Below are 25,908 nucleotides of genomic sequence, written 5' to 3'. Positions count from 1 at the left end.
CGATATGTGTCAGCGATAGGTCCGCTCCTCTATCGGCGTCAGCCTTATCTTTTCCAGCAGCATGTCCAGAAGAGCCTGTTCGGCGCGGTTCAGTTTCGCCTTGGGGTTCCAGACCACATGAACGTCGATCTCCGGCAGCGCGTCATAGGGTGGGAGTTGCCACAAAAGACCCTCTCGAATATCCCGTTTGGCAACGTGGACAGGCAAGGGGCCGATGCCCAGTCCGGCAATGATCATGCGCCGGACTTCTTCCAGGTTGGCCGATGTGCCGACAATCCGGTCTTCAAGATCCGCTTCCGCCCGCATCAGCGTTACCGGACGAAGGGCGTCTTCCAGCCGGTCGGTCACGAAGCTGACAGCGGACTGACCGGCAAGATCGGCCTTTGTCAGGTTGGTCTTGCCGTAAAGCGGGTGAGGCGGACCGCAGAAGAGGCCGAAAAACTCCCGGAAAAGGCGCAGGTACTCAAGCTTTGGATTGCGTTCGCGCACCAGGCAGACGGCGAGCGAAGCCCGGCGGGACGTGACGGCTTCCAGTGCGTCCTTGCTGGCCGAAACGTTGATGGTGAGTGTTGCGGCCGGGTGCCGTTCGTGAAACTCGCGCAGGGTGTCGTCATAGAGCGGCGAAACCACGTGACTGGCCATGGCGATTTCGACGTGGCCGCGGATCTCGTCGGTGACGTCACGCATCAGGGTCCCGAGCCTCAGGATGGAACCCTGGATCTCGATGGCTTCCTTCAACAGCAATTCGCCGGCTTCCGTCAGCTCGAACTGACCCGGCTTGCGATTGATGAGCTTGCGTCCCAACCGGTCCTCCAGCCGCTTCAGTGCGCTGGAAACGGTGGGCTGCTTGAGGCGCAGTCTGTCTGCCGCCCGTGTCACACTTCCGGACTGGGCCAGGACGATGAAGGTTCTCAGCAAGTTCCAGTCCAGTTCGCGGGCAAGCCGCTCTGCCTGGATCGGGCGTAATCCATCAGCCATTGATCAGATCTATAGTTATAATTTTCATTATCTATTTGATCAATGAACACCTGCCTGCGACGCTGAAGTCAAGCAATTTTGACAAGGCATCTGGCAGGGTTTGAGCGCATGAGCGTCGAGGCGCGGGAAAAACGACAGCCATGGATACTCCTTTCCCCTGCGCTCACAGCAGTGGGGCTGCTGCTTTTCGTGCCGCTTGTTTTTATTGTCGTCTATTCATTCTGGCTGCGCACGGCCACGGGCGCTGACCAGGCGGGCTTTTACCTGGACAACTGGAACGAGGCGCTGACCGATCCCTTCTATCGGGACATCCTGCTCGGTACCCTGCGGATTGCCGCCATCACCACATTTGCCTGCGCCGTCATGGGCTATCCGGCGGCTTATTTCATTGCCCGTTCACGTGGCAACAAGGCCTTGCTGCTGCTGTTGCTGATGCTGCCTTTCTGGATCAGCTACATCATTCGGACCATGTCCTGGATCAACATCCTGGGTGTATCCGGTGCGGTCAACTGGGCCCTGCTCAACCTCGGCATCGTCTCCGAACCGGTCCAGATGCTCTACAACGAGCCGACCGTGATCCTCGGCCTCGTGCATTTCCTGCTGCCCTTCATGGTGTTGAACGTCTATGTGGCGCTGGAAGGGATCGATGTTTCGCTGGAGGACGCGGCGTGTTCCCTCGGCTCCACCCGCTGGCAGGCATTCCGGGAAGTCACCTTGCCGCTGTCCCTGCCGGGGCTCGCCGCGGGAGGCCTGCTCTGTTTCGTGCTGAGTGCGGGCACCTACATCACACCGTTGGTTCTGGGGGGGCCGACGGACGCCATGTTTGCCAACCTCGTTTTCGAGGCGATCATCACACAGCTCAACTGGCCGCTCGGCTCTGCGCTCTCGCTCATGCTGCTCGCCGTTCTCGGCGCCCTGGTGCTGATCTACAACCACTATCTCGGCATGGGCCAACTGATGAAGGGGCTTGGCTGATGGGGTGGCAACTGATCCGGGCCTACACGCTGCTGGTCTATCTGTTCATGTTCCTGCCGGTCGCGGTGGTGGTTCTGCTCAGCTTCAACGCCAGCCAGTTCGGCAGTTTTCCGATGACCGGCTTCTCGTTCCGCTGGTTCGTCGAACTGGCCGGAAACGACGCCATCCTGCGGGCATTCCAGACCTCGATTGTCCTTGGTGCCCTGACCGCGCTGATCTCCACGACACTTGGCGTTCTGGCAAGTCTTGCCCTGGTGCGCTACGAGGTGCCCGGCCGCAACCTGATCTCCACCCTCCTGATTGCGCCGATCCTGGTGCCTGAGGTGGTGCTGGCGGTCGCCTTGTTGCTGTTCCTGAATTTCCTGTCGATCAACAAGAGCTTTTTCCTGCTCCTGATGGGGCACGTCATCTTCACGCTGCCCTTTGTCATCCTTGTGGTGCAGGCCCGCCTTGTCGGCATCCGCCGCGATTACGAGGAAGCCGCACTCAGCCTTGGCGCAAGTCCCGTGCAGGCTTTTTTCCAGATCACGCTGCCGCTGCTGGCACCTGCCGTCTTCGCCGGCATGCTGTTCGCCTTCACCATCAGCTTCGACGACATCACCGGCACCTTGTTCTGGAAGCCGGGCGGGGTCGAAACCGTGCCCACCCAGATCTTTGCCATGCTGCGCAATTCCATCTCCCCGGAGATCAACGCGCTCGGCACCGTGATGATTTTCCTGACCGTCGGCCTGCCGCTTCTCGGGCTGGCAATCGCCCGGCGGATGGCCATGCAGCGCGGCGGTTAGAACCGCGCGATCAAAGCAAGAAACCGACACAAGAACCAGAGTGGAAAACAAGATGGACAATACCAAACGCTATGAGCGTCTGCGCGAACGCTATCTCAACGGTGATCTCGACCGCCGCAAGTTCCTTGGCCTGATCGGGGCAGCCGGTCTCGCCTACGGTGTGCAGACACCCTTTGCCCGCCATGCCATGGCTGCGACGGAGGAAGTCCGCTTCGACGGCTGGGGCGGGGTCGTCTCGGAAGCCTTCCGCAAATATGCCTTCGATCCCTACACCGAAAAGACCGGCATCAAGGTTGTCGATGGAACATTCGGCGGCGGTGATGAATATCTGTCGCGCGTCAAGGCCAGCCAGGAAGGCGAATATAATATCGCGCACCTGTCAGGCGTCTTCGACTACGCACGCTATGTCAATCTCGGGCTGAACTCGACGCTCAACGAGGACAACATCCCGAACCTGAAATACGTGATCCCGAAACTCACCGACGTCTTCCGCGGTGTCACCGACGGCAAGCTGTCCTGCGTGCCTTATGACTACGGCACCACAGGCATTGCCTATAACCGGAAATACATCTCCGACGACGAAGCCAAGGAAAAGGGTGCAAAGCTCCTGATCGACGAAGCCTACAAGGGCAAGATCGGCGGCTGGTCCGACTGGCGCACCCGCATCTGGTACGCATCGTTGCAGACCGACCAGGATCCGAACAACGCAACGGATATGGATGCCGTCTGGCAGGCTGTGCGCACCAACCGCGATCTGCTGTTGAAATACTGGCAGTCCGGCGCGGAACTGATGAGCCTTCTGGCTGAAGAGGAAATTTACGTTACCGAGGGCTGGTCCGGCCGGATCTACGCCCTTCAGGAGCAGGGCCATGACATCGGCTATATCGATCCGCCCAACGGTTTCGGCTGGCAGGAATGCCTGTTCGTGATCAAGGGCTCGCCCATGGAAGCCTGCGAGGAACTCCTGAACTTCATGCTGGCGCCCGAAACCTCGATCGCGGTCGCCGAAGGCCAGAACTACCCGCCGGCGCTCGACCCGACAAAGGTCGATCTCGGCAAGAAGATCCCGACCCTTCCGGCGTTCGATCCGACGGGCACGCTTGACGGTCTGACCTTCGCCAATCCGGAATACTGGAACAGCCACGAACAGGACTGGTCCAAGATGTTCGGGCGGATCCAGAAGGGGTACTAAGCCCGGTACGGCCCCATCACTGACCCAGCACCTTCCGGCAGTTGCTGCCGGAAGGTCGTCTTCTCCCCAGGACCTGGAGAATTTGCGTGAGCGCGGTTTCCCTCAACAATATCGTCAAGAAGTTCGGTGGCTTTACCGCCGTTCACCGGATGAGCATGGACATCCCGGACGGAAGCTTCGTAACGCTGCTCGGCCCTTCCGGATGTGGCAAGACGACCACCCTCAGGATGATCGCCGGTCTCATCGACCCTTCCGAAGGCGACATCACCATCAAGGGTCAACGCATCAACGATGTGCCGATCCACAGGCGAAACCTTGGTCTCGTCTTCCAGAACTACGCGCTCTTTCCCCACAAGACGATTGCCGAAAATGTGGCTTTCGGCCTGAAATACCGCGACATCCCGAAGGCGGATGCCGAAAAGAAAGTACGCGATGCGCTGGAACTGGTTCAGCTTCCCCATGTCAGCGACCGTTATCCCAAGCAGCTTTCCGGTGGTCAGCAGCAGCGTATCGCGCTGGCGCGGGCCATCGTCATAGAGCCGGACGTGCTGCTTCTGGACGAACCGCTGTCCGCACTCGACGCCAACCTGCGCGAGGACATGCGCGTCGAGCTGAAGCGCATCCAGCATCAGATCGGCATCACAACCGTTTTCGTTACCCATGACCAGTCCGAAGCGCTCGCCATGTCCGATCGGATCGTGGTGATGTCCAACGGACGGGTGGAGCAGATCGGCACGCCGCAGGAGGTTTACAACACGCCTGCAAGCGAGTTCGTTTCGCGCTTCCTGGGCATCTCCAACATTCTGCCAGCGACGTGCCAGGCCGTGAACGGGCAGGAGCTGTCCCTTGAACTGCCTTACTTCGGCAAGATCAATGTGCCGAGGGAAAAGGCCCCCAATCTTTCACAGGCCGGTCCTGCACAGCTTGTTATCCGGGCTGAAAAACTTCTGCTGGCGGAAAAATCCGCTCCGGCGGATGATCGCATCGCGCTCGACGGCAAGGTCGAGGCGGTGGACTACCAGGGTCAGGCGGCACGGTATTTCGTTCGTGTCGGCGACCAGCAACTTCAGGTGATCAACATGATCGATCAGCACCCTTTCGAGGAAGGCTCGGACGTCTCCGTTCGCTTCCGTCCGCGCGACTGCGCAGCCCTGCCTGGAGCTGCTTCATGAGCCGTCCGCAAACTTCTCATCTGTTCTATCAGTCTCGTCAGCGCCGGCCTGTTCTGGACCAGGCGCGCGGCGTCTACATGTGGGACGTCGACGGCAAGCGCTATCTCGACGGTTCGTCCGGGGCGATGGTCTGCAACATCGGCCATTCCAACCCGCGCGTGCTGGAGGCAATGCGCAAGCAGATGGACAAGTCCACCTTCGGTTACCGCCTCCATTTCGAGACAGAGCCTGCGGAACTGCTGGCCGCCAGGACCGCCGCACTGGCGCCCGAGGGGCTGGAAAAGGTCTTCTTCGTTTCCGGCGGGTCGGAAGCGGTGGAGAGCGCCATCAAGCTGGCCCGCCAGAACGCCATCGCGATCGGCCAGGCGCAGCGTTACAAGATCATCTCGCGCGAACCGAGCTATCACGGCTGCACGCTCGGCGCTCTGGCCCTGACAGGCTATGCACCCCTTACTGCGCCGTTCGACCCCATGATGCGGCCGATGCCGAAGATCCCGGCACCGCGCGCCTATCTCGACGGACTGGACCCGGACGACGAGGCAACGGGCAGACACTACGCCGACATGCTGGAGGCGAAGATCCTGTCCGAAGGCCCGGAAACGATCCTGGCCTTTATTGTCGAGCCGATCGGTGGCGCCTCCACCGGCGCGCTCGTGCCGCCGAAGGGGTACATGCAACGCATTCGCGAGATCTGCACGCGTTACGGCGTCCTGCTGATCCATGACGAGGTCATGACCGGTGGCGGGAGGACCGGAAAGTTCTTCGCCGGTGAACACTGGAATGTCGATCCGGATATTCTGGTGATCTCCAAAGGCTTTGCTGCTGGTTATGCGCCTCTGGGCGCCATGATTGCGCATAAGGACATCGTCACCAACGTGCTTGATAATGGCGGTTTCCTGCATGGTTTCACATATGCCGGCAACCCGCTTGCCTGCTCTGCCGGTCTGGCGGTGCTGGACGAGATCGAGCGGGAAAACCTGTGCCAGAACGCGGCTGAAACAGGGGCGCTCCTGAAGAGCGAACTGAAGAAGCTGATGGACCGCTATTCGATCATCGGCGACGTACGCGGCGAAGGGTTGTTGCTGGCCTTCGAACTGGTCGAGGACCGTGCAAGCCTGAGACCACTCGCAAAGGAACTGAACGCCTTCAACGAACTGGTCGATATTGCTTATGAGAATGGCCTTATCATCTATTCCCGCCGGACGCGGGGCGGCTACAGCGGCGACCACTTCCTGATTGCGCCTCCCATGATCTCGACACCGGATCATGTTGCCGAGATCATCGAAGGTCTCGACCTTTCTCTCCGCCAGTTTCTCGACAGGATTTCGCAGCAACAGGCCAGAGCCAGCTGACATTCAAGACATGACAGACAAGATCATCATCACCTGTGCCGTCACGGGCTCCATTCATACACCCACCATGTCGCCTCACTTGCCGGTGACGCCTGCCGAGATTGCAGGCCAGGCGATAGGCGCTGCCGAGGCGGGCGCCGCAATCCTGCATCTTCATGCCCGAAATCCGGAAACCGGCCAGCCGTCGGCGAGGGAGGCCGACTTCATGGCCTTCCTTTCGGAGATCAAGGCGGGCTGCGGCGCGGTGCTCAACCTGTCCACCGGCGGCAGCGCCATCATGAGCCTGGAGGACAGGCTTGCCGGTCCGCTGAAGGCCGAGCCGGAAATGTGCTCACTCAACATGGGCACAATGAACTTTGCGCTCTATCCGCTGGCCGACCGTTACGACGCGTGGGTGCATGACTGGGAGCAGCCTTTCCTGCGCGGTACGGATGATCTCGTCTTCAAGAACACACCGCGGGATATCGAATTCGTGCTGACACAGATGGGCCAGCAGCGCGGTGCGCGTTTCGAGTTCGAATGCTACGACGTCGGGCATCTTTACATGCTGCGCCACTTCGCCGACCGGGGGCTCGTCAAGCCGCCGTACTTCATCCAGTTCGTCTTCGGCGTTCTGGGCGGTATCGGTGCGGACCCGGAAAACCTGCAGCACATGAAGCGGATGGCGGACAAGCTTTTCGGCGACGACTATATCTTCTCCGTTCTTGCGGCGGGCCGACAGCAGATCCCTTTCGCCACCATTGCTGCCAGCATGGGCGGGCACGTCCGTGTCGGGCTGGAGGACAATCTTTACATCGCCAAGGGTGAGCTGGCCCGCTCCAACGCGGAGCAGGTCACCAAGATCCGCAAGATTGTCGAGGAACTCGGGCGAACGGTCGCAACACCGGAAGAAGCCCGGCAGATGCTGGGCCTCAAAGGGGCCGGCGAGACGGCCTTCTGATCATGAGCAACATAACGATCAGGCGGGCTGAACGAGCTGATGCCGAAAGGCTTCACGCAGCGCTGCTCCAGCTTTCGGCCGATATGGGCGACACTCACGTCGCCAGTCTTGATGATGTGATCCGCCACGGTTTCTCGGAAACTCCCGCCTTCTTCGCGCTGCTAGCGATCCGGCCGTCTGACGACCGAACGCTCGGCGTGTTGCAGGCCTCGCCTGTCTTTTCGACGACGCGTGGTGGCACCGGTCTCTATGTTTCCGATCTTTGGGTCGATGGAGAAGCGCGCGGTGAAGGGCTGGGCCAGCGCCTGCTTGCCGCCAGTCTGGATCTAGCGCCTGATAGCTGGACGCCGATCTTTCTGAAGCTCGCCGTTTATCACGACAATCCGGATGCACGCCGTTTCTATGAACGGCTCGGTTTTGCGCCTCGGGAAGGCGAAACCGTCTTCGATCTGCGCGCACCGGCACTCGACAAATTGAGGGACCGCTCATGAAAGCCATTTTTGACGACCGCCAATGGGTGCACGATCCCAAGCATTTCATGGCGAACGGCACCAGGCTGGCCAATCCGGAACAGCCGAAGCGCATCGAGGTCCTGACCGAAGGTGCCAAGGAAGCAGGGTGCCGCTTCGAAGCGCCGGAAGATCATGGCCTCGGCCCGATTGCGGCTCTCCACTCTGCGGAATACCTCGTTTTTCTTCAGACCATCCATGAACGCTGGAGCCGGATCGAGGGAGCATCCGACGAGGTCATTCCGAACATTCATCCGGACCGGCGCACGGCAAGTTATCCGCGCTCCGCAGTCGGTCAGGCCGGGTTCCATCAGGCCGATACCAGTTGTCCAATCGCAGCCGGTACCTGGGAAGCGGCCTATTGGTCTGCCCAAAGTGCGGTCCACGGCGCGGACTTAATGGCGGCCGGGGAACAGGCCGCCTATGTGCTGTCGCGCCCTCCCGGTCACCATGCATTCGCCGATCTGGCGGGCGGCTTCTGTTTTCTCAACAACTCCGGCATTGCGGCCGAAAGGCTTCTGAAGGCAGGCAAGCGTCCGGCGATCCTCGACATCGACGTCCACCACGGCAATGGCACGCAAGGCATCTTCTATGAGCGCGGTGACGTTCTCACCGTTTCGCTGCATGCCGATCCGGTGCGGTTCTATCCGTTCTTCTGGGGCCACGGCCATGAGCGCGGCGAGGGCGCAGGACGGGGCTGTAATCTCAACCTGCCCCTGGCACGCGGCACCGGGGATGACGAGTACCTGAAACCCCTGGAAACGGCCTTCGACCACATTCGGGCATTCGGTACCGATATTCTGGTTGTTGCCCTGGGGCTCGATGCTTATGAAAAAGATCCTCTCAAGGGGCTCGCCATCACCACACCCGGGTTCGGACGGATTGGTGCCGCCATCGCGAAGCTCGGCCTGCCGGTGCTGTTCGTGCAGGAAGGCGGTTACCTGTCGGAAGAACTCGGCCAGAACCTCAGCAGTTTCCTGAAAGGGTTCCAGGACGCATGATCGAGACATCGGATTTTCTGATCATCGGCGGCGGCATAGCCGGCACCGGGGCCGCGGCACGGCTTGCACCGGACGCAAAGGTCACCGTGCTGGAAATGGAAGATGCGCTTGGCCGACACGCGACCGGTCGCTCCGCCGCCATCTTCATCCGCAACTACGGCAATGCCACCTTACGGGCCTTGAATGCAGCTTCGGAGCCGGTTCTGAAGAACCCGGAAGGGATATCGGAGGAAAGCCTGCTGTCGCCCCGTGGTGAAATGCTCATCGCGACGGAGGACGAACTGGAGGCATTCCGCACATATCTTGAGGGTGCGGACGGCATGGAAGTCCTGACGGCGGAAGAAGCTGTCGCCCTGTTTCCACTGCTTCGCAAGGAAACGATTGCCGCTGCTGCCATCGAGCAGGACGCACAGGATATCGACGTCGACAGATTGTTGCAGGGCTTTGCCCGGCTTGCACGAAAGGCCGGGGCGCGGTTCGTCACGGAAGCGCCCGCGCAGCGCATTCTCAGAAGCGGCGGGCAGTGGCGTGTCGAGACGCCCAAGGGGGCCTTCGAAGCGCCGGTCCTCATCAATGCAGCCGGGGCCTGGGCGGATCAGATCGCGGGTCTGGCAGGCGTTCGCAAGGTCGGCCTGGTGCCCATGCGCCGCTCGGCGGCCATCGTGCCGCCGCCAGATGGTATCGATGTCACGAAATGGCCGCTCGTCGCCAGCGCGTCGGAGCAATGGTATGCCAAGCCGGATGCCGGCAAGTTCATGGTTTCGCCTGCCGATGAAGACCCGGTTGAGCCGCACGATGCCTGGGCAGATGACATGGTTCTGGCTGAAGGTCTGCACCGGTTCGAGCAGGCCGTGACGATGCCCGTCACGCGCGTCGAGCGGAATTGGGCAGGCCTGCGCAGCTTCGTTGCGGACCGCACGCCTGTGGTTGGATTTGCACCGGATGCGGAAGGGTTTTTCTGGCTTGCCGGTCAGGGCGGCTACGGCGTACAAACGGCCCCAGCGCTCTCCCGGCTCGTTGCGGATCTTTGTCTCAAGCGTCCGAGCGAACTGCCCGAGAAGGTAGTGGCTGCTCTCGATCCCGCCCGCTTGTTCTGAGCGGGCGTCTCTTTCAAGACAAGAAGGAATTCAATCATGTCCGACATCAAACGGCTGGAAGTTGGCCCGCGCATGAGCCAGGCTGTTATCCACGGCGGTCTCGTCTATCTTGCCGGTCAGGTCGGCAATCCAGGCGACACCGTTACCAACCAGACACAGACGATCCTGGAGCGCATCGATGCCCTTCTGGAGCAGGCTGGCAGCAACAAGAGCCGCATTCTCCAGACCACTATCTGGATGGACGACATGAAGGACTTTGCCGAGATGAACAAGGTCTGGGACGCCTGGGTCGATCCGGCAAACCCGCCGGCACGCGCTACCGGTGAAGCCAAACTGGCAGCCCCGGAATACAAGGTCGAGATCATCGTCATCGCGGCACTCGCTTAAAGCGACGTCGACCGGTTCGAAGTCAGGGCTTCCGGTTTCACCCACCGGCGTCATCCCGGCCAAGCGTAGCGCGAGCCGGGATCGGGGAGCCAAGGAGCTATCTTTTGAGGCCGCTCAAACGAAAGGCCTCGGCTCACCGGTCCCGGATCTCCGCTCCGCTGCGTCCGGGAAGACGTACCGAGGGCTGACTGCAAAAGAATCCGCCGCTCAAAAGTGTCGGGCGGGTCAATCTGAATGACGCAAAAGGCTGTGCGTTAAAAAGAGAAAAAGCGTGTCGCCTGAATTCGAAAGATCGCGACACGCTTTGTTTGTTGACACTGACGTCATACTTCGAGATTGTTGGCAGCTTCGGCAACAAGCGAACGTGCACGATTTGCGTCGGCGACCTCATGCGCCAGCAGCAAGGCGAGCTTGGCGAGGTAAAGCTCCCGTTGAGCGGATCCGATGGCATCGAGCTGTTCGGCCAAGGCCTCGTAAACGGTTTCCAGATCGGCGGGTGTCATGCTTTTCCTCCAGCGACTGCAAGCTCGAGAGCTTGGCGGATTGCCTCTGTTGAAGCGGTTTGCCAGCGCGCTGCAATGTGCATGTCGGGCCGGACAAGATAGGCACTGCAGGCGGAAGCCGCGAGCACTTCAGCTGCTTCCGAGCCCGGCTGCAGCACGACCCGGGTAAAATCCAGGTCGGCGAGACGATCCGCCACCTCTTTACTGAAGGCGATCAGCGAGAACCCGTCACCGAGCAAGTCGGACAGGAACCCGTCACCAACGCGCGCGTTCGGCAAGACAGCGCCGGGTTTTGGCCCACCTTCGAAGTTTTCGTCGTCCGGGGTAACAACCGGGCTGTCGGCATAAGTGTAGGGTGTCATCTGGCGCGGGTTGGCGAGCTCTCCTGCAAAGGAGTGGCTGAGCGAAAGATTGAGAGCTGCGTCGCGCATCAATTGCCAACCTGCCGTCGGAGGTGTCATGAAACGGGCGGACTTGGAGGCGTTCCGAAACACATCCAGCGTCGCCCCACGTCGCTCGGGCGTGTAGCTGTCGAGGAGATCCGGACCGGCCTTTCCGTTCAGTACCCAGGCGAGTTTCCAGGCAATGTTGTGGGCGTCGGCGAGACCGTTGTTGAGGCCACGTACGCCAAAGATCGGCACGATGTGCGCGCTGTCGCCGATGAAAAACACCCGGCCGTCGCGGTAGTCATCCAGTGCCAGGGTGTTGGCCGAATAGATGCTCCACCATTCCAGGTCCCAGTTCCCGTCATAACCGATTTCCGTCAGAACGGCGGCCACTGAGGCACGCACGGTGTCCTCGCGGATGGCTTCGGCTTCGTCCTCGCCATCGCGAAGCTGATAGTCGATGCGCCAGATATTGTCGGGCTGCTTGTGAACAAGGATCGTTCCGCCCCGGCGACAATCCGGATCGAACAGGGCGCGTCGGATCGTCGGGTAATCATGCTCCATCTGGACGTCGGCAATCACGTAGCGGCCTTCAAAATTCTCGCCCTTGAGCCGCAGACCGCGCAAGCTCCGGACGGTGCTGCGAGCACCATCCGCCGCCAGCAACCAGTCACAGGTCATCTGGTAAGTGCGATGCGGATCCTCGATTGTCAGTCGCACACCCTGCTCAAGATCTTCCAGACCGCAGACACGGCTTTGCCATCTCGTTTCGATCAGCGGCTCCCGCTGGATCGCATCCCACAGGTACTGCTCGATATATTGCTGTTCGAGGTTGTACATCGGCCGGTATTTCTCGCGCGGACTGTCCGGCATTTCAAATTCGAGGATCTGCCTGCCGCGATAGAAGCTGCGGCCTGTGGTCCAGCCGAGTGATTTTTCCAGAAAGGGCTCGACTGCGCCAAGCCGGTCGAGAATGTGGTAGCTCTGTCGGGCGATACAGATCGCGCGGCTGCCGTCGTTGAAGGTGGACTTCGCGTCCACCAGGACGCAAGCAATTCCTTCTCGGGCAAGTGCCAGCGCGGCAGTCATGCCGACCGGCCCCGCTCCGGCAATGGCAACACGTGCAGACCGGGTCAGATGCGCACGGTCCGTCGGCGCTTCGAAATGCGGATAGGTGAAATAGAGCGAGTCCGTTTCGGCACGTCCGGCTGGCCTCATTTGAGGATCCTCCCTGATTGTTGGCAGAAGATTAGGAGCCTTGCCGTCTCGCGTCTGTCCCCTTTCGGGGAGGACATGCTATCAGCATTTCATGAGCACTCCGGACGGACACACCACTGCCTGTCATATTGAAGCCTGCCTCGCGGATCTGGGCACGGATCGGTTTGCCCAGACCTTTGTCTCGTTTGTCGAAACGCTCGGTGTCGACCAGATCATGGTTTTTGCAATCGAGAACACGCAGGCTCGATGTCTGCTGTCGTGGCACTTCAGCCGCTCCGTCATGGCCGGAAAACTTGCCGAGACCTATCTCGACGGTTGGTTTTTCAAGGATCCTCTGTTGCCTGATCTGGTGGCGTTACCGCCTCAGTCGGTGACCTTGAGCCGGCTCGCCGAGATCGAGGGCCGGATGAGCTCAGACTACCGGAAGCTCTTTTTCGAAAATCCCGGCATGCTGGCAAAGACGACATTGCTTGCGGTCGGAGAAAAACTGCGCCTTTTCGTCAGTCTCTATCAAAGCGATCCTGCCGCTCCCCTGTGTGATCCGGATCTTGCACGCCTTGCAGGCCGTCTGGCTCTGCTCCATTTCGAAAAGGCATCGGACACGGATCTGCCACCGCCTTTGGCGGCGCTCAGCGAGCGGGAGCGTTCGGTGTGTCTGGGCATCCTGTCAGGTCGCAAGGCGGAGGCGATTGCAGCAGATCTCGACGTCGCTCCCTCGACAGTCATCACATACCGCAAACGCGCCTACGCAAAGCTTGGCATTGCCTCCAGAGCCGGCCTCTTCGCAATCTGCGGGAAGTAGCTCTATCCCGCCAGGGCGAGCCGCGTCAGAGACCTGCAACTCGTTGACAGGCACCAAGGGCGCTCCTAATGATGCTCTCATGTGCGAAGAAGATACTCATATCGTGTCCCGGTTCGCTTGCATCCCAATAGGCGGGATGCAGGCTGATTGTGTACGCTGAGTTTCAAGCGTTTCGCGCACCTGCACCCCCGCCGGATCGGGCGGGGCTTTGCCTGTTGCGGTGCGCGCCGTCCATCGGCACTCTGATGGAGAAATAAATGGCACAAAACATCTATGACGAACCGGCCTTTTTTGAAGGTTACAGCCAGCTGCCCAGGTCGCAGTTCGGCCTTGACGGGGCTCCCGAATGGCCCGCTATCCGGGCACTGTTGCCCGAAGCAAATGGGCTGCACGTTGCCGATCTCGGCTGCGGGTTCGGCTGGTTTGCCCGCTGGGTCCGGAGCGCTGGTGCTGCGCATGTACTCGGTTTCGACCTGTCTGAAAAAATGCTCGCCCGTGCGCGGGACGAAACCGAAGACGATGCGATCGTTTACCGGACTGCTGACCTGGAAACCCTGAACCTGCCTCAAGCAGCCTTCGACCTGGTCTACAGCTCGCTCGCCTTTCACTATATCGAGGACTTCAACCGGCTGGCCGGAGAGATCTTCAGATCACTCAAGGCAGGAGGCAGTTTCGTCTTCAGCATCGAACACCCGATCTTCATGGCACCAGTAGAACCTGGATGGATCGAACTGAACGGCCGGAAGTCTTGGCCGGTCAACCAGTATCTTCGCGAAGGAGCACGGGAAACCAGTTGGCTGGCCGATGGCGTCGTCAAATACCACCGTACCATCGGCACCACGCTCAACACGCTGATCGCGGCAGGTTTCACGGTTGATCATGTACTGGAATGGTTCCCCGGCGAAGAGCAGATCGAAGCCATGCCATCGTTGGCGGAAGAGATGGAGCGCCCGATGATCCTGATCGTCAAGGCACGCGTTTGAGTCCGGAGCGCGGGCGGTTCAGGAACGGCCGCCCGCGCTTCCAGCGCTCAAGGCGCTCATCTGCCTTGCCGTTTCCTCATCTGCGGGAAAGAAGGCCTCGATGGCGATTTCGGACAAGGTGACATCCACGGCCGTGCCGAACACCGTCGTGGTGCTCAGGAAGCTCAAGGTTCCGTTGAGGCCTTGCAGATAAAGCGGAACGGCGATGCGTCCTTTCTGTGACGGTACCTCGGTCCGTGATTTGCGCGACCGGTCCGGAGCCATCTCGGCGAGTTCCTCCCTGAGCGCGGCAAGCTTCGGGTCGGCGGACTGATCTACCTCATGTGCGAGGCGTGCAAGAATATGGGCGTGCCATTCACCGAGGTTGAGGATGCGCGGGGCCAGACCATCAGGGTGCAGGCTGAGACGAAGCACATTTACCGGTGCTTCCAGCAGGTGCGGCGCGACGCCGTCCAGCAGGGCAAAGATCGCCTGATTGGCGGCCTGCAGCTCCCAATGCCGGTTCACGGCAAGGGCAGGGTGGGGCAAATGTCCGTCGAGGATCTGCCGGACAACAGCGGTTGCCGCGGCAAGTTCAGGCTCATCCAGCCCGTGCTGCGGATATTGCGGGGCATGGCCTGCCGCAACAAGAATGGCATTGCGTTCACGCAAGGGGACATCCAGCTGTTCGGCAAGATGCATCACCATGTCCCGGCTTGGACGAGACCGTCCAGATTCCAGAAAACTCAGGTGGCGCTGAGAGATATCCGCTTCACTGGCCAGTGCAAGCTGGCTCATTCGCCGGTGTTGTCGCCACTGGCGCAGCAGGTCACCCGCTGTTTCCGCTGTTCGTTTCATGAGCATTACCCTGCCGGTGCAGTTTCGAAGATTCAATTACCTGCGAAGTAATCGACTTCAGAACATCGATTGGCAATCCTCTTGTCATCGCCACTCGCACTGTGCGGGTGGATTTCACGAGTGGAGACAGATGATGACCAAATCGAATTCAGGTGTTCCGTTACAGGTGGTTCTGAGGTTTGACGCGTTGACCTGTGCGGTGATGGGTGTCCTGCTGGTCGGCGCATCCGGATGGATTGCCGGATTGACGGCACTTCCAGGCGAGCTCCTGGTCTGGGCAGGTCTGGCCTTGTTTCCGGTAGCGGTTTTCATGGGAGTATTCGCGTTTGCCGGTCAGGTGCCTGTCTGGGCGTCAAGCCTGGTAGTTGCCGGCAATCTTCTTTGGGTGCTGGCCAGTTTGCTGCTGCCGTTGACGGGCCTGATTGCTCCCAACGTGCTGGGCTGGGCGTTCCTCTTGGCGCAGGCCGTCGTCGTGCTCTGCTTCACCTGGCTGGAGTGGAAAGCCGCAAGGCCGCAGCCCGTCATTGCGCAACCGCTTGCTTGAAGAGGCCGGACCATGACCTGTTACGCCATCGGCCATCTGCGCGAAATCGAAATGGGGCCCGACATCGTGGCCTATCTGGAAGGGATCGACGCAACGCTGGCACCCTTTGACGGCCGCTTCATCATCCATGGTGGCGAGAAACATCAGCTGGAAGGCGCGTTCCAGGGGGACCTCATCGTGATTGCCTTTCCTGACCGGGTACGGGCCGAGGCCTGGTATGCATCGCCGGCCTACCGGACGATCCTGCCACTGCGCCTGAACAAGGCGGTGGGCGAGGTGTTCCTGATCGAAGGTGTCGACGCGGATCACAAGGCAACGGATGTGCTTTCGTGATCTTCCGACGAAGTCGCAGCACAAAAAGGAAAGGCCGGTCCCGATGAGGAACCGGCCTTTTGACTTGTTGTCCTTGCCTGCGTCCTAGAAGCTGATGGCAACTCCCATCAACGGGCCGTGTGTGACCGTGTCATAGCTGAAGGCGGATCGGCCGGACTTGTCGTTGTCGTAATCGACGCCGGTTGCCTTGTATTGCAGATGCAGCGCGACACGATCGTTGAAGTGATATCCGAAACCGCCTTGCAGACCCCAGGTGAAGTCCGACACCAGGCCAAAACCACCGACGTTACCACTGCCGAACAGCGACCATTTGGGTGCCACGAAAACCTGCCCGCGAACGCCGATCACCGGATCGATCCATTGTTCGGTGATTGTTCGGGTAAAGGTGTTGGCCGGCGTGTTGGCATTGACCTTCAGCTGATTGTACCACCAGCGACCCCCGGCATAGGCTTCGGCCCAGTTCCGGTCCTGACGCCAGAAGCGGTAGCCGAAGAAGGCTTCGGTCACCAATTGCTTGACGCCAGCATCGATACTGCCGCCGACACGTGGGAAACTCCGGCCCTTGCCAAGGTCCATGTAGGCCACGTCCAGTGTTGCGCCGAAACGATTGTCGTAAAGCGCCTCGAAATGACCCATCGCCCCGAATTGTAGGTTCTCGAAAATGGTTCCGGGGGAAACGTCGAGCGACGTGTCGGGCAATCGGCCGATACGGCTGTTTCCCTGAATGGTCGGGGCAAGCAGGTAAGGCGCGATGACGAACTTCCACGCTCGGTCGACACGCACATCCGGTGTTTCAACCGGAGCAGGCGCTTGTGCCAGATCGGCAGCCTGAGCACCCCCGGTCAGCAGGCTGGCCAAAATCAGTAGAAATGCAGCTCTTTTCATATTACCCCGCCCCTGTTGGGTCCCTATTTCGGGAAAAGAAAGGTCACTGCAGCCCGTGCGCCGAAGCCTTCCGGGCCGTTGTCGGAACTTGCCGCATAATACCGAACACCTGCCTGAAAGCTGATGGGTTGCTTGTCGATGGTCACTAGTTTGGCAACCATGGCGTTGATCGGCACGGACCATTCGTCCGCCGTCCAGTCATAGGTGCTTTCCGAGTTCAGCGTAAAAGTCCAGGCGTCGTCGGTTGTGTAGGACAGGAATGGCTGCAGGAAGGTCGAATTGACGTCGTTACGGTTGTCATCTCCCGCGTAGGACCAGACGTGATTGACGAGCCCGCCATAGGTCCACGGGCCGGACTGGCGTAGCACGACGCCCGTCGGACCAGCACCCCATTTGCGGGTGCTCAACAGGTCGTCGGTACCTGTCGGAAGCAGCAACACCGGGCCAAGGCCCCAGATGATCCCACCGGACGTCGGCTCCTTTGGCGAAAAGAAGAAGCTCTGCGTCGTGTCGCTGAGACCGAACTGCGTGCCTGAATTTCCGGCAATGTCATCCTGCCAGACAACGGGCAGGATCGTTCGAGAGATCAGATTCCAGTCCTCGTTGAGCGAGAACGGCACTACGGGCTGTATGTTGAGCGTGATCTTGTTGCCGTCGGCAGGGCCAAATCCGTGATCGTAGTTCCATTGAAACGGGACGCTGATGAGCGACGCCACAGGGTTGGAGAGCTTCTTTGCGAGATCCGAATCCTGAGCGCCTGCGGGTGTCATCTGGAAGAAAAGCGCCAGAGCGCTCAAGGTAACCAACTGCTTCATGGTCTCATGCCTTCCATGCTCAAGAGAACTGCCCTTGCAGGGGGCTAATCATCTATGTGACCCAGAAGATCCTTCCGGATTTTGTGGATGTACTTCTGAAAATAGCAATCAGGAGTATAGCACGCCTTTTCGTCTTATTGCTGTGAAAGCTGTTGCCTGTAGGATTGCAATGTCGGGTCCGAAGGATTGGCAACCAGGGCCTTTTGCAGACTGAGCTGCGCTCCCGCCATGTCACCGACTGCCATCTTGATGCGTACCTGCATTACCCAGGCATTGATCATTTGCGGATCCAGCAGCGTGACTTCCTCAAAGGCTGCTATGGCTGCCGGTATATTGCGAAGAACGAGCGCGGTTCCCCCAAGTACCAGCTGGGTCTCCGGAAAATCCGCCTTGTTCGCGAGTGACTGCTGCCATTCGGTTGTGGCTCTGGACGCAGCCTCGGCCATTTGGTCCGGCATATGGGCAATTGGAGCGCCGATCATGAGACGGGCCGCTGCAATCCGGACGGCTTTGACCGGATCACTCAAGGCAGGAATGATCCGCGGAAGCCGCTGGGTTGGCGGAACCGGTTGCTGTAACGCCAGCGCTCCGGCGCGGACGATTGGCTCCGGATCTGCCAGAAGGTCGGTGACGGCCTCGGCGATCTCCGGAGTCGCAACAGGCAGCAGCAGGTCCAGAGCGCTCGCCCGAACGATGCCCGGGTAGCTCGCCTGATGGGCGACTGCCAGAAGGTCCGCGGCGTTCACGCCCGGGTTCTGCCGTGCCGCCGAAAAGATCTCTGCAAAATGCGGCCCACGGTGACGACTGTCCGGAAACCGCTTTTCAAGTTCTCCGGCCGCCCAGGCGGCAGACTTGTCGGTGTGGCAGTCGTTGCAGGCATTCGGCGTGCCGAGCTTTTCAGAAAGATCCGGCCGTGGAACGCGGAAGGAATGATCTCTTCGCCCGTCGATGCCCATATAGACGCGCTCGATCATGTGGCAGGATTTGCACTCGGCGCCCGGCGTCTCCGGTTGATGGAAATGATGGGAAGGGTCGTCATAGAGCTTGCCCGTCAGCGACGGAAACGCCTCGTTGCCCGCGGAACTGTGGCATTGTGTGCAAACGGCGTTGCCTTCCGCGCGCAATTCTCCGCTGTGTGGCTCGTGGCAATTGCTGCAGCTTACGCCCTTGGCATACATCTTTGACTGCAGAAATGAGCCGTAGACATAGACCTCGTCAAGGATCTGCCCGTCGGCGTGATAAAGGCCTTCGCGTAGTGGCGATAAACGGTAGGCATCATGGAACGGTGTACCAGGCACCGGATTGCCGTCCTCAAAGGCTTCGCGGCGCGAATGACAACCTGCGCATTGCTGGATTTCCGCTTCCGGCTGGCCTTTTGCAAACACCGGTAGAAGACCGGTCGGCCCGGTTCCGGGGAAGGGGCTTTTGCCGTAGGTCTCCGGGTCTTTCGCCCAGGCAAGATGGGCGGCCCCCGGTCCGTGACAGGCTTCGCATCCGACGCCGATTTCCGCCTGCCGGCTGGAGTAGGTCCTGGTGGCGGGGTCATAATTCTTTTCAAAGCCGGTGGCGTGGCACTCGGCGCAGCGGGCGTTCCAGTTCTTGTAAGGTCCGGTCCAGTGCAGCCCGTCTTCAGGCGGTGGAGCATCGTCTCCGTAAAGGTGATACCAGCGCTTGTTCTGCTGGTCCCAGACCACGTCGAAAGACTGAACCCGTCCCGGTTCCGTTTCGACAAGATACTGTTGCAGCGGAGCAATTCCGTCGACGCCGATCACCTTGAATGTTTGCGTCTTACCCGGAACGTCGCTCGTCTCGATGAAATAGTCGCCGTCGCGTGTGAAGAAGCGGTTGGTGCGCCCCTTGTGCGTGAACTGCGAATTGTCGAAGTTCGCGTCGACAGTATCCGGTCCGGGCTCCATCCATGCCTTGGAATGGTGCGAAGCGCGCCAGGCGCCGGCTTCCGCCTTGTGGCAACCGGTACATGTTGCTGTTCCGGCATAGTCCGGAACAGCGGCAGAAAGGTTTTCGGCTGCATTGGCGCTCTGGAACCAGAGCACGGCAAGGAGCGCGACGAGCAATCGGGTGAACAACATTCTGTGCGCTCAAACCTCTCCGTCAAAGCCGCTGGGTAAAACGAGACGTCTGTTTCTGCCGGCACTGCCTGGTGCTTGTGCAGGCTCAATGCGGAGAAGCTGCTGCCTACCGGCTGCTTCTCCGCACGGCTTCGTCTCGTTGTTGCCTAGTCGAGGTCTGAACAGGGAACGACGTGTTTCTGGCCGGCGGCATCCGTTACCTGGCAACCATTGTCGCTGTTCGAACTGGCGATTGCAGATCCGACCAGCGCACCGGTTGCTGCGCCAACGGCCGCTCCGGCCAGGTAGCCGCCAGTCGGGCCGTAATAGGGGCGGCCGTAGTAGCCATGGCTGTTGTTGTTTTCCACGACCACGTTGTGGCCACCATGATATCCGCCGTGGTAACCGCCGTGATATCCTCCATGGTAACCCCCGTGATAACCGCCATGGTATCCGCCGCGGACAACGTCATGGGACATTGCGATCCCGCTGCTGCCGAGGAGCAGGGCAGCGCCAACACCAAGAAGTCTGATCGTGCGAAGCCTCATTCCTTTTCCTCCAGTTCCAGCGTTTCCTTGACGTCTTCCCAATAGGCGAGCCGCTCTTCACAGTTGATGCTTTCGAGATCCCGAGCAGAGCCAAAGCCGACAGAGGCTGCATAGTCGTAGGCAGCATCTTCACCGTGGTCGTAAAGGACGTGTACAAACAGGTGGCGGGCCTGGTCTCGGAACGCCTTTTTCTGGTCGTCCGGAGTGCAGGCATAGGCATTGCCGACATCCAGTCCGAGTGTCCGCATGCGCTCTTCCATGCGTTTTTGAATCTTTTGGGGGTCGTGCGCCAGCGCCGGGCCGGCAAATGCCAGTCCTGTCATGAGGGCGAGGCAAAAAATTCTTTTCATGATCTATCCTTGCAGCTTGCATCGCCCCGGTGCGGCCATTCAGGCATTTGTCCCGAAAGCGGTGCAATCCAGTTGCTGTTCAATTCATGTGTCTTTTCCGGCAAATCTATTCCGGAAAGATCTGCTTCCAATCGTCTTTCATGCTGATGATATGCCAACCTTCCTTCGGGGCGTCGTCCAGCCCCTTGTTCAGCGACCCGAAATGGGTATCACGATCATAAGCATATTCTCTATCTGCATCATCATGATGGACAAACATGCCGAGGCGCTTGCCGGAACCGGCAGTCGTGTATTGCAGCATCTGATAATCGCCGTCGGAGTTGCCGAAGGCTGCCAACGGACGCTTGCCGATGTGGGTGAGGATGCCGACAGGTTTGCCAGCCTTGTCGTCGACAAAGGCAATCTTGGGTGTCCGCATCAAGGTGGGAACGCCGTCGACAACCTTGTATTCAGTGACAATCGATGAGCCGACCACCTGTTCGGTTGGTATCCCGTAAACGCTCTCCGTCCAGGGACGCATGAATTCGATGCCGCCACCGGAAACGATGAAGGTCTTGAAGTCGTTTGCGCGCAGATATGCGAGAAGTTCCAGCATCGGCTGATAGACAAGCTCGGTGTAGGGCTTGTCGAATTTCGGGTGCCTGGCAGTTGCGATCCAGTCGGTGACCGTCTTTTCGAACTCGGCAGTGCTCATGCTGGCATGAGTGACAGCGAGGATCTCCATCAATCCCTTTTCACCGGCCTTGCCGAGGGCTTCCATGTCGTTTTCGAGAACGGCCTGGTAAGGCTGGGTCGTCTTCCATTCCGGGTGGTCCGGCGCCAATGCCTTCACCCGGTCAAATGCGAAGGCAAGCTGGGTGTACATGGGATGCTCGACCCACAAGGTGCCGTCATTGTCGAAGGTTGCGATCCGCTCTCCCGGTGCCACGAAATCCGCGCCACCTTCGCTCGTTACGGCTTCGACGAATTCGACGATCGCCTGCTTGTTCGCGCCATCGTTCCACGATGGCAGCGGGTCGGTTTGTGCAAGGGCACCCGATATCCAGACGCTTGCTCCCAACAGGCCGGAGACCATTGCGCCGAAGAGGAATTTGACCTTCATAGCTGCAACCTTCCAAATTCGTGTTGTTCAACGCTATGTCCGCCCCGGACGTCGCCGGGGCGGACGCTCATTTACTTCGAAGATCAGTTGCCGGTCGGCAGGCCGATCGAGAAACCGTCCTTGGCAAGAGCCTCCTGAACATATTTGAACCGCTGATACTGGCTGAGCGTGATCGGGCCTGTATAGGTTTCCGACTGCAGCTTGCGCGGCGGATATTTGACGTAGGACTTCATGAGTTCCGTCACCTCGTTGTTGATCACCGGCAAATACCAGGTGCGTTCGGTGAAGTTGTTCATGAACATGTCATAGCGCTCCTGCGGATCGTCCAGCAGGTTGAACACCTGCGGAACAGTAGCAACATAGCTGTCGGGACCCTTCCAGCCAAGGTTGCTGTCGACTGCCAAGCCGCCGGTGGTTGCGCCATCGTCGCCGCGCAGGTTGAAAACGGCCTTGTAGTTGCCGACACGCGCTGCCCCTGGGGAAAGCTCGTTCTCGGTGAAATAGAACCACGCTTTACGGCCGGAGTCTCCGGAACCTTCCCACACAGGTGTCATGTCGTAGCTGTCGAACATGATCGGCTGGCCTTCGCGGTCTTCGGTCGGCAGCGTAATGCCGGCGGCAGAAGCGAAAGTGGCCATCAGGTCGAGACCGCCGACAACAGCGGCACTTTTCGTGTCCGGTTTGACGTGGCCGGGCCAGCGGACGATTGCCGGAACGCGGTTGCCGCCTTCACGCACGGTGCCTTTGGTGCCGCGGAACGGCGTGTAACCGGCGTCCGGATAAACGTCCTGCCAGGCGCCGTTGTCCGTGGTCCAGAAGACAATCGTATTGTCGGACAGACCGAGCTCGTCGAGTTTATTGACCAGATTGCCGATGCGGCTGTCCAGTTCGACGACGGAGTCTGCATATTTGGTCTTGGAGATCGATTTTCCTTCAAACTCCGGCGCCGGCATGTTCGGCTGGTGCACCTTCATGAAGTTGACGTTGATGAAGAACGGCGTGTCCGGTTTCTTGGCGGCTTCTTCCAGAAACTCGAGCCCCGCCTTTTCGACGTAGCCATCGAAATAGGGAATACCGACCACACCCTTGTCCGGCGTATCGACGTATTGGCCGTTGATCTTGAAGTCCTCTGTCGGCTTTTCACCGGCCTTGCCGGAGAGCGACCCCTTTGTGACCTTCGCGAACATCTCGCGCAGGTCCTTCGGCATGTCCGGGAACCAGGTCGGATCGGCATAGGTGTAGGCGTTGAGGTGGTAAAGACCGACGTATTTCATCACGTCATAGCCCTGGGCATTTGGCAGCGCGTAGTCCGCTTCACCAAGGTGCCATTTGCCGGTGAAATAGGTGTCGTAGCCACCGGTTTTCAGAACCGACGCCAATGTCCACTCGGCAGCGGGAAGGCCGCCACCCTGGCCCTGGAAGGCCACCGTCGTCATGCCGGACCGGTTGGGAATACGGCCTGTCTGCATGGCGGCACGTCCCGGCGTGCAGCTGGGCTGGGCGTAGAAATGCGTGAACATCATGCCGTCGTCAGCCAGCTTGTCGATGTTCGGCGTCGGCATGCCGCGGGCTTCACCGCCCAGATACGGGCCAGTGTCGCCGTAGCCGGTGTCGTCCGACACAATGAAGAGGATGTTGGGCTTCTTTGCGTCTAGCGCGAAGGCGACACCTGACAGCGCTGTGCAGGCCATGCCTGCGACCGCCAGTCCGGTTACTATTCTGGTCAACATACCTAATGGCTCCTTTTTGGACCATTCGTGGAGTAGGCCGATGACGGCCCGTCGATAGGTGCGCTTCCGGTCAGGAAGCTTGATATTTCCCGTTCAAGTTCTTCAATCACGGAGCGATAGTCGGCAGCCTTTGCTTCATCGTTCCGCCAGCGTTCGAGGGCGCAACATGCGGTTGCGTAGTCCTCGCACAGTGACAAGAAGGCAGGATGAGAGTTGCAGAGGCGGCGGACAGCAAGTTCGTCCACGTTGAAACGACGCGTGATGAGAGCTGCTGTCGGCATGACGGCATTGCCCCGTTGTCGATGGCTCCAGGAAAATTCCACCAAGATTACCTACGGGATTCAAGCCACTTACAAGGTATGAACAGGTACGAACAGGAGTCTTATGCAATCTGTTGTTCGTCTTTTTGCGTTAAGTCACTTGTTAAAGATGACAAAGCTCATGGCATTGGACTATCGTTCGGTTAAAGTTATTTTCCGGCCCTTTCAGGGGGAAAGATGCGGACTGGCAGGCAACAAATAGTTGCAGCGGGAGATGTGGAGGAGTTCGATTGCCCGGCCCGCGTTCGGGAGGAACTATCCCGTGTCCTGCAAAGCGATCATTTTCACGCAACGCCCAAGCGCCGCGCCATGCTGACGTTCCTGATAGAGGAGGCGTTGGCCGGGCGCGCGGACACGCTGAAGGGCTACGCTATCGGATTGGCCGTCTTCGGTCGTGATGAGAACTTTGACCCGCAATCAGACCCGATCGTTCGTCTGGAGGCCCGCCGCCTGCGGCATGATCTGGACAGTTACTACATTGCAGAAGGCGCGCGGAATCCGATCCGCATTTCCATTCCCAAAGGCCAGTATGCGCCGAAGTTTCATGACAATCTGGCCAGTGTGACTGCACGGGACGGCTCGACTACCGGCAACGATGAGACGGCAGGTTCTCATGTGCCCGAAGAGGTCAATGCGTCACCAAGATCTGTGCGAACCTCATCCAGGTTGCCCTGGTTGGTTGCCGGGGGAGCGGTCCTGTTCGCGCTTCTTGTGCTGGGGGCAGCAGTCGTGATGCTCTTTCAGCCGGCACAACAGGTGCGGCTCGAGGCCTCCCAACCTTCCGTGATGGTTCTTCCATTCAGTGTGACGTCGACGGATCCGGAACAACAGATCCTGGCGGCGGGTATTGCCGAGCAGATCATGACTGCATTGAGCCGGTTTCCGGACTTCCGGATCTTTTGGCCTCCATCCGGCAGAAAGGTTGGCGAAACCTTTGACCCGGTTGAAATCGGCCGGCAGGAAAACGTCGCCTTCCTGATTTCCGGGTCTGTCGCCTCGGAAGGCGAGATCGTCCGTGTCGGTGCGAAGCTGGTGCACAGCCCCAGCAAGCGGGTGCTCTGGTCTGGCAGCTACGATCGCAAGCGCAGTCGAACAACCTTGCTGGAAATCGAGAAAAGCATCGCTTCGGAAATTGCGACGGTCGCCGGTCAGCCCTACGGCGTCATCAAGTCGGAACTTGCGAGCAACCTGCCCGCCGGAGGTGAACCGAGCAACGACAGTTTCGAGTGCGTGCTGCGGGGCTACGTTTACCGAAGGAACTTTTCCAGGCAACTGCATGCGAAGGTTCAGGAGTGCCTGAACCGCGCGGTCAAGCGGGATCCGGATTATGTAGAAGCCTGGGCCATGCTGGGCTGGCTCTATCTGGATTCCGCGCGCTTCGGTCTGGCTGCAGAGGGAGACAAGGAACTTGCCTTCGACAGTGCCCTGGACGCCGCGTCACATGCCCTGAGCCTTGATGGCAACAACATTCTCGCACTCAAGGCGCTTTCCTCGATCAATCATTACATGGGAAATATCGAGGAAGGGGAAAGGCTCGCCAAGAAGGCGCTCGATCTCAATCCCAACGATCCGGACACCCTGGCACAGCTGGGTTGGCGACTGGCTGTGGTGGGAAAGTTCGAGGAAGGCATTCCCTATCTGGAAAAGGCGATCGAGCGCACGCGGAACGCGCCGGGCTGGTATTTCCATCTGATTGCCATCAATCATCTGCTGAATGGCCGCTACGCCGAGATGCTGACAGCCGCGAAGAAGGGCGTCCTGGATGGATCCGGGGTGAGCTGGTGTCTCGTCGCAATTGCCCAATCGAAGCTCGGCAACAAGGCAGCAGCTCGTGCTGCGCTGGAAAAGATGGCGGAAGTTTCTCCCGGCCTGGGCCGTGACCCTGGTACCTTCCTGCGCTCCCATCAGGCGAGCGAGCAGATAGTTTCTTCCCTTACGGCAGGACTTAAGGAAGCAGGCTGGACCACCCCTGCCGGACAGTGAGGTCCGGCGATTTTTTGAAACCAGTCAAGGTCAACCACCGGCGAAGCAGCTCGGAAGCTTTCCGGAGCGGTTGCGCTGTTTGCTGCGGCCGTTCCGGAAAGCAGGTTTTGAT

At 59.6% G+C, this 25,908-nt stretch carries 26 protein-coding genes; 15 read left to right on the top strand and 11 right to left on the bottom strand.

Going from position 1 to position 25,908, the window contains the following annotated elements:
- Nucleotides 1-9 precede the first annotated feature (9 nt).
- The gene (locus B0E33_RS05865) at nt 10-978 is read right to left on the bottom strand and encodes a LysR family transcriptional regulator (protein WP_023001916.1); all 969 of its coding nucleotides are present in this window, start codon (nt 976-978) and stop codon (nt 10-12) included.
- A gap of 108 nt (nt 979-1,086) precedes the next feature.
- Here B0E33_RS05865 and B0E33_RS05860 point away from each other — a divergent pair, with 108 nt between their 5' ends.
- From B0E33_RS05860 to B0E33_RS05815, 10 genes are all read left to right on the top strand, one after another.
- Complete coding sequence (locus tag B0E33_RS05860) at nt 1,087-1,953, top strand: ABC transporter permease (RefSeq protein WP_031269698.1); 867 nt, start codon at nt 1,087-1,089, stop codon at nt 1,951-1,953.
- Complete coding sequence (locus B0E33_RS05855; RefSeq protein WP_077290682.1) at nt 1,953-2,738, top strand: ABC transporter permease; 786 nt, start codon at nt 1,953-1,955, stop codon at nt 2,736-2,738. Before B0E33_RS05860 ends, B0E33_RS05855 begins: the two co-directional genes overlap by 1 nt.
- A 52-nt stretch (nt 2,739-2,790) precedes the next feature.
- A complete protein-coding gene (locus B0E33_RS05850; RefSeq protein WP_062491878.1) occupies nt 2,791-3,930 on the top strand; it encodes an extracellular solute-binding protein in 1,140 nt (379 codons plus the stop codon).
- A gap of 86 nt (nt 3,931-4,016) precedes the next feature.
- Entirely contained in the window at nt 4,017-5,102 is a 1,086-nt protein-coding gene (locus tag B0E33_RS05845; RefSeq protein ID WP_055657954.1) for an ABC transporter ATP-binding protein, read from the top strand.
- Entirely contained in the window at nt 5,099-6,454 is a 1,356-nt protein-coding gene (locus B0E33_RS05840) for an aminotransferase family protein (RefSeq protein ID WP_077290681.1), read from the top strand. The genes B0E33_RS05845 and B0E33_RS05840 overlap by 4 nt, the downstream gene beginning before the upstream one ends.
- 10 nt (nt 6,455-6,464) lie before the next feature.
- Complete coding sequence (gene kce, locus B0E33_RS05835) at nt 6,465-7,394, top strand: 3,5-dioxohexanoate:acetyl-CoA acetone transferase (protein ID WP_077290680.1); 930 nt, start codon at nt 6,465-6,467, stop codon at nt 7,392-7,394.
- Nucleotides 7,395-7,396: 2 nt separating this feature from the next.
- On the top strand, nt 7,397-7,885 hold the full coding sequence (locus B0E33_RS05830; protein WP_023001909.1) for a GNAT family N-acetyltransferase: 489 nt from the start codon (nt 7,397-7,399) through the stop codon (nt 7,883-7,885).
- Nucleotides 7,882-8,904 (top strand): histone deacetylase family protein, encoded by a 1,023-nt coding sequence (locus B0E33_RS05825; protein ID WP_077290679.1) that lies wholly within the window; start codon nt 7,882-7,884, stop codon nt 8,902-8,904. The genes B0E33_RS05830 and B0E33_RS05825 overlap by 4 nt, the downstream gene beginning before the upstream one ends.
- The gene (locus tag B0E33_RS05820; RefSeq protein WP_077290678.1) at nt 8,901-10,001 is read left to right on the top strand and encodes an NAD(P)/FAD-dependent oxidoreductase; all 1,101 of its coding nucleotides are present in this window, start codon (nt 8,901-8,903) and stop codon (nt 9,999-10,001) included. The genes B0E33_RS05825 and B0E33_RS05820 overlap by 4 nt, the downstream gene beginning before the upstream one ends.
- Nucleotides 10,002-10,037: 36 nt before the next feature.
- Complete coding sequence (locus tag B0E33_RS05815; protein ID WP_023001906.1) at nt 10,038-10,388, top strand: RidA family protein; 351 nt, start codon at nt 10,038-10,040, stop codon at nt 10,386-10,388.
- Nucleotides 10,389-10,711: 323 nt separating this feature from the next.
- Here B0E33_RS05815 and B0E33_RS05810 read toward each other — a convergent pair whose 3' ends face one another.
- Entirely contained in the window at nt 10,712-10,891 is a 180-nt protein-coding gene (locus tag B0E33_RS05810; RefSeq protein ID WP_077290677.1) for a hypothetical protein, read from the bottom strand.
- Entirely contained in the window at nt 10,888-12,495 is a 1,608-nt protein-coding gene (locus B0E33_RS05805) for an FAD-dependent monooxygenase (protein ID WP_077290676.1), read from the bottom strand. The genes B0E33_RS05810 and B0E33_RS05805 overlap by 4 nt, the downstream gene beginning before the upstream one ends.
- A gap of 91 nt (nt 12,496-12,586) precedes the next feature.
- On the opposite strand from B0E33_RS05805, the gene B0E33_RS05800 reads away from it, so the two are divergent.
- Together B0E33_RS05800 and B0E33_RS05795 are read left to right on the top strand one after the other, a co-directional pair.
- Complete coding sequence (locus tag B0E33_RS05800; protein WP_077290675.1) at nt 12,587-13,297, top strand: helix-turn-helix transcriptional regulator; 711 nt, start codon at nt 12,587-12,589, stop codon at nt 13,295-13,297.
- A gap of 257 nt (nt 13,298-13,554) precedes the next feature.
- Entirely contained in the window at nt 13,555-14,280 is a 726-nt protein-coding gene (locus B0E33_RS05795; protein ID WP_055657970.1) for a class I SAM-dependent methyltransferase, read from the top strand.
- An 18-nt stretch (nt 14,281-14,298) separates the two neighbouring features.
- Here B0E33_RS05795 and B0E33_RS05790 read toward each other — a convergent pair whose 3' ends face one another.
- Nucleotides 14,299-15,117: a helix-turn-helix domain-containing protein gene (locus B0E33_RS05790; protein ID WP_077293153.1), complete on the bottom strand. Its 819-nt coding sequence runs from the start codon at nt 15,115-15,117 to the stop codon at nt 14,299-14,301.
- Nucleotides 15,118-15,247: 130 nt separating this feature from the next.
- On the opposite strand from B0E33_RS05790, the gene B0E33_RS05785 reads away from it, so the two are divergent.
- A complete protein-coding gene (locus B0E33_RS05785) occupies nt 15,248-15,661 on the top strand; it encodes a hypothetical protein (RefSeq protein ID WP_077290674.1) in 414 nt (137 codons plus the stop codon).
- 12 nt (nt 15,662-15,673) lie between these two features.
- A complete protein-coding gene (locus B0E33_RS05780) occupies nt 15,674-15,994 on the top strand; it encodes a DUF1330 domain-containing protein (RefSeq protein ID WP_062490148.1) in 321 nt (106 codons plus the stop codon).
- Between the two features lie 84 nt (nt 15,995-16,078).
- Here B0E33_RS05780 and B0E33_RS05775 read toward each other — a convergent pair whose 3' ends face one another.
- The 7 genes from B0E33_RS05775 to B0E33_RS05745 form a co-directional block, all read right to left on the bottom strand.
- Nucleotides 16,079-16,879 carry a hypothetical protein gene (locus tag B0E33_RS05775; RefSeq protein WP_156912349.1) on the bottom strand — a complete coding sequence of 267 codons (801 nt, stop codon included), beginning with the start codon at nt 16,877-16,879 and terminating at the stop codon, nt 16,079-16,081.
- 23 nt (nt 16,880-16,902) lie between these two features.
- A complete protein-coding gene (locus tag B0E33_RS05770; protein WP_228148109.1) occupies nt 16,903-17,649 on the bottom strand; it encodes a transporter in 747 nt (248 codons plus the stop codon).
- A 179-nt stretch (nt 17,650-17,828) separates the two neighbouring features.
- Complete coding sequence (locus B0E33_RS05765) at nt 17,829-19,784, bottom strand: multiheme c-type cytochrome (RefSeq protein ID WP_077290672.1); 1,956 nt, start codon at nt 19,782-19,784, stop codon at nt 17,829-17,831.
- 146 nt (nt 19,785-19,930) lie between these two features.
- Nucleotides 19,931-20,311: a hypothetical protein gene (locus B0E33_RS05760; RefSeq protein WP_077290671.1), complete on the bottom strand. Its 381-nt coding sequence runs from the start codon at nt 20,309-20,311 to the stop codon at nt 19,931-19,933.
- Entirely contained in the window at nt 20,308-20,661 is a 354-nt protein-coding gene (locus B0E33_RS05755; protein WP_145915829.1) for a hypothetical protein, read from the bottom strand. The genes B0E33_RS05760 and B0E33_RS05755 overlap by 4 nt, the downstream gene beginning before the upstream one ends.
- Nucleotides 20,662-20,767: 106 nt before the next feature.
- On the bottom strand, nt 20,768-21,736 hold the full coding sequence (locus tag B0E33_RS05750) for an HAD family hydrolase (protein ID WP_077293151.1): 969 nt from the start codon (nt 21,734-21,736) through the stop codon (nt 20,768-20,770).
- 110 nt (nt 21,737-21,846) lie between these two features.
- Complete coding sequence (locus B0E33_RS05745) at nt 21,847-23,493, bottom strand: arylsulfatase (RefSeq protein WP_077290670.1); 1,647 nt, start codon at nt 23,491-23,493, stop codon at nt 21,847-21,849.
- Between the two features lie 497 nt (nt 23,494-23,990).
- Here B0E33_RS05745 and B0E33_RS05735 point away from each other — a divergent pair, with 497 nt between their 5' ends.
- Nucleotides 23,991-25,796: a tetratricopeptide repeat protein gene (locus tag B0E33_RS05735; protein WP_156912347.1), complete on the top strand. Its 1,806-nt coding sequence runs from the start codon at nt 23,991-23,993 to the stop codon at nt 25,794-25,796.
- Nucleotides 25,797-25,908 lie beyond the last annotated feature (112 nt).

Origin of the sequence: Roseibium algicola (assembly GCF_001999245.1) — a bacterium.
Classification (GTDB): Bacteria; Pseudomonadota; Alphaproteobacteria; order Rhizobiales; family Stappiaceae; genus Roseibium; species Roseibium algicola.
This window is presented reverse-complemented; position numbering and strand designations above follow the sequence as displayed.

Coding starts and splice junctions, on each gene's coding strand:
- B0E33_RS05830 (WP_023001909.1), top strand. CDS start 7,397: ATGAGCAACATAACGATCAGGCGGGCTGAACGAGCTGATGCCGAAAGG.
- B0E33_RS05745 (WP_077290670.1), bottom strand. CDS start 23,493: ATGTTGACCAGAATAGTAACCGGACTGGCGGTCGCAGGCATGGCCTGC.
- B0E33_RS05790 (WP_077293153.1), bottom strand. CDS start 15,117: ATGAAACGAACAGCGGAAACAGCGGGTGACCTGCTGCGCCAGTGGCGA.
- B0E33_RS05860 (WP_031269698.1), top strand. CDS start 1,087: ATGAGCGTCGAGGCGCGGGAAAAACGACAGCCATGGATACTCCTTTCC.
- B0E33_RS05765 (WP_077290672.1), bottom strand. CDS start 19,784: ATGTTGTTCACCCGATTGCTCGTCGCGCTCCTTGCCGTGCTCTGGTTC.
- B0E33_RS05800 (WP_077290675.1), top strand. CDS start 12,587: ATGAGCACTCCGGACGGACACACCACTGCCTGTCATATTGAAGCCTGC.
- B0E33_RS05810 (WP_077290677.1), bottom strand. CDS start 10,891: ATGACACCCGCCGATCTGGAAACCGTTTACGAGGCCTTGGCCGAACAG.
- B0E33_RS05735 (WP_156912347.1), top strand. CDS start 23,991: ATGCGGACTGGCAGGCAACAAATAGTTGCAGCGGGAGATGTGGAGGAG.
- B0E33_RS05780 (WP_062490148.1), top strand. CDS start 15,674: ATGACCTGTTACGCCATCGGCCATCTGCGCGAAATCGAAATGGGGCCC.
- B0E33_RS05865 (WP_023001916.1), bottom strand. CDS start 978: ATGGCTGATGGATTACGCCCGATCCAGGCAGAGCGGCTTGCCCGCGAA.
- B0E33_RS05795 (WP_055657970.1), top strand. CDS start 13,555: ATGGCACAAAACATCTATGACGAACCGGCCTTTTTTGAAGGTTACAGC.
- B0E33_RS05850 (WP_062491878.1), top strand. CDS start 2,791: ATGGACAATACCAAACGCTATGAGCGTCTGCGCGAACGCTATCTCAAC.
- B0E33_RS05825 (WP_077290679.1), top strand. CDS start 7,882: ATGAAAGCCATTTTTGACGACCGCCAATGGGTGCACGATCCCAAGCAT.
- B0E33_RS05855 (WP_077290682.1), top strand. CDS start 1,953: ATGGGGTGGCAACTGATCCGGGCCTACACGCTGCTGGTCTATCTGTTC.
- B0E33_RS05770 (WP_228148109.1), bottom strand. CDS start 17,649: ATGACACCCGCAGGCGCTCAGGATTCGGATCTCGCAAAGAAGCTCTCC.
- B0E33_RS05760 (WP_077290671.1), bottom strand. CDS start 20,311: ATGAGGCTTCGCACGATCAGACTTCTTGGTGTTGGCGCTGCCCTGCTC.
- B0E33_RS05750 (WP_077293151.1), bottom strand. CDS start 21,736: ATGGTCTCCGGCCTGTTGGGAGCAAGCGTCTGGATATCGGGTGCCCTT.
- B0E33_RS05785 (WP_077290674.1), top strand. CDS start 15,248: ATGATGACCAAATCGAATTCAGGTGTTCCGTTACAGGTGGTTCTGAGG.
- B0E33_RS05820 (WP_077290678.1), top strand. CDS start 8,901: ATGATCGAGACATCGGATTTTCTGATCATCGGCGGCGGCATAGCCGGC.
- B0E33_RS05775 (WP_156912349.1), bottom strand. CDS start 16,879: ATGAAAAGAGCTGCATTTCTACTGATTTTGGCCAGCCTGCTGACCGGG.
- B0E33_RS05840 (WP_077290681.1), top strand. CDS start 5,099: ATGAGCCGTCCGCAAACTTCTCATCTGTTCTATCAGTCTCGTCAGCGC.
- B0E33_RS05815 (WP_023001906.1), top strand. CDS start 10,038: ATGTCCGACATCAAACGGCTGGAAGTTGGCCCGCGCATGAGCCAGGCT.
- kce (WP_077290680.1), top strand. CDS start 6,465: ATGACAGACAAGATCATCATCACCTGTGCCGTCACGGGCTCCATTCAT.
- B0E33_RS05755 (WP_145915829.1), bottom strand. CDS start 20,661: ATGAAAAGAATTTTTTGCCTCGCCCTCATGACAGGACTGGCATTTGCC.
- B0E33_RS05805 (WP_077290676.1), bottom strand. CDS start 12,495: ATGAGGCCAGCCGGACGTGCCGAAACGGACTCGCTCTATTTCACCTAT.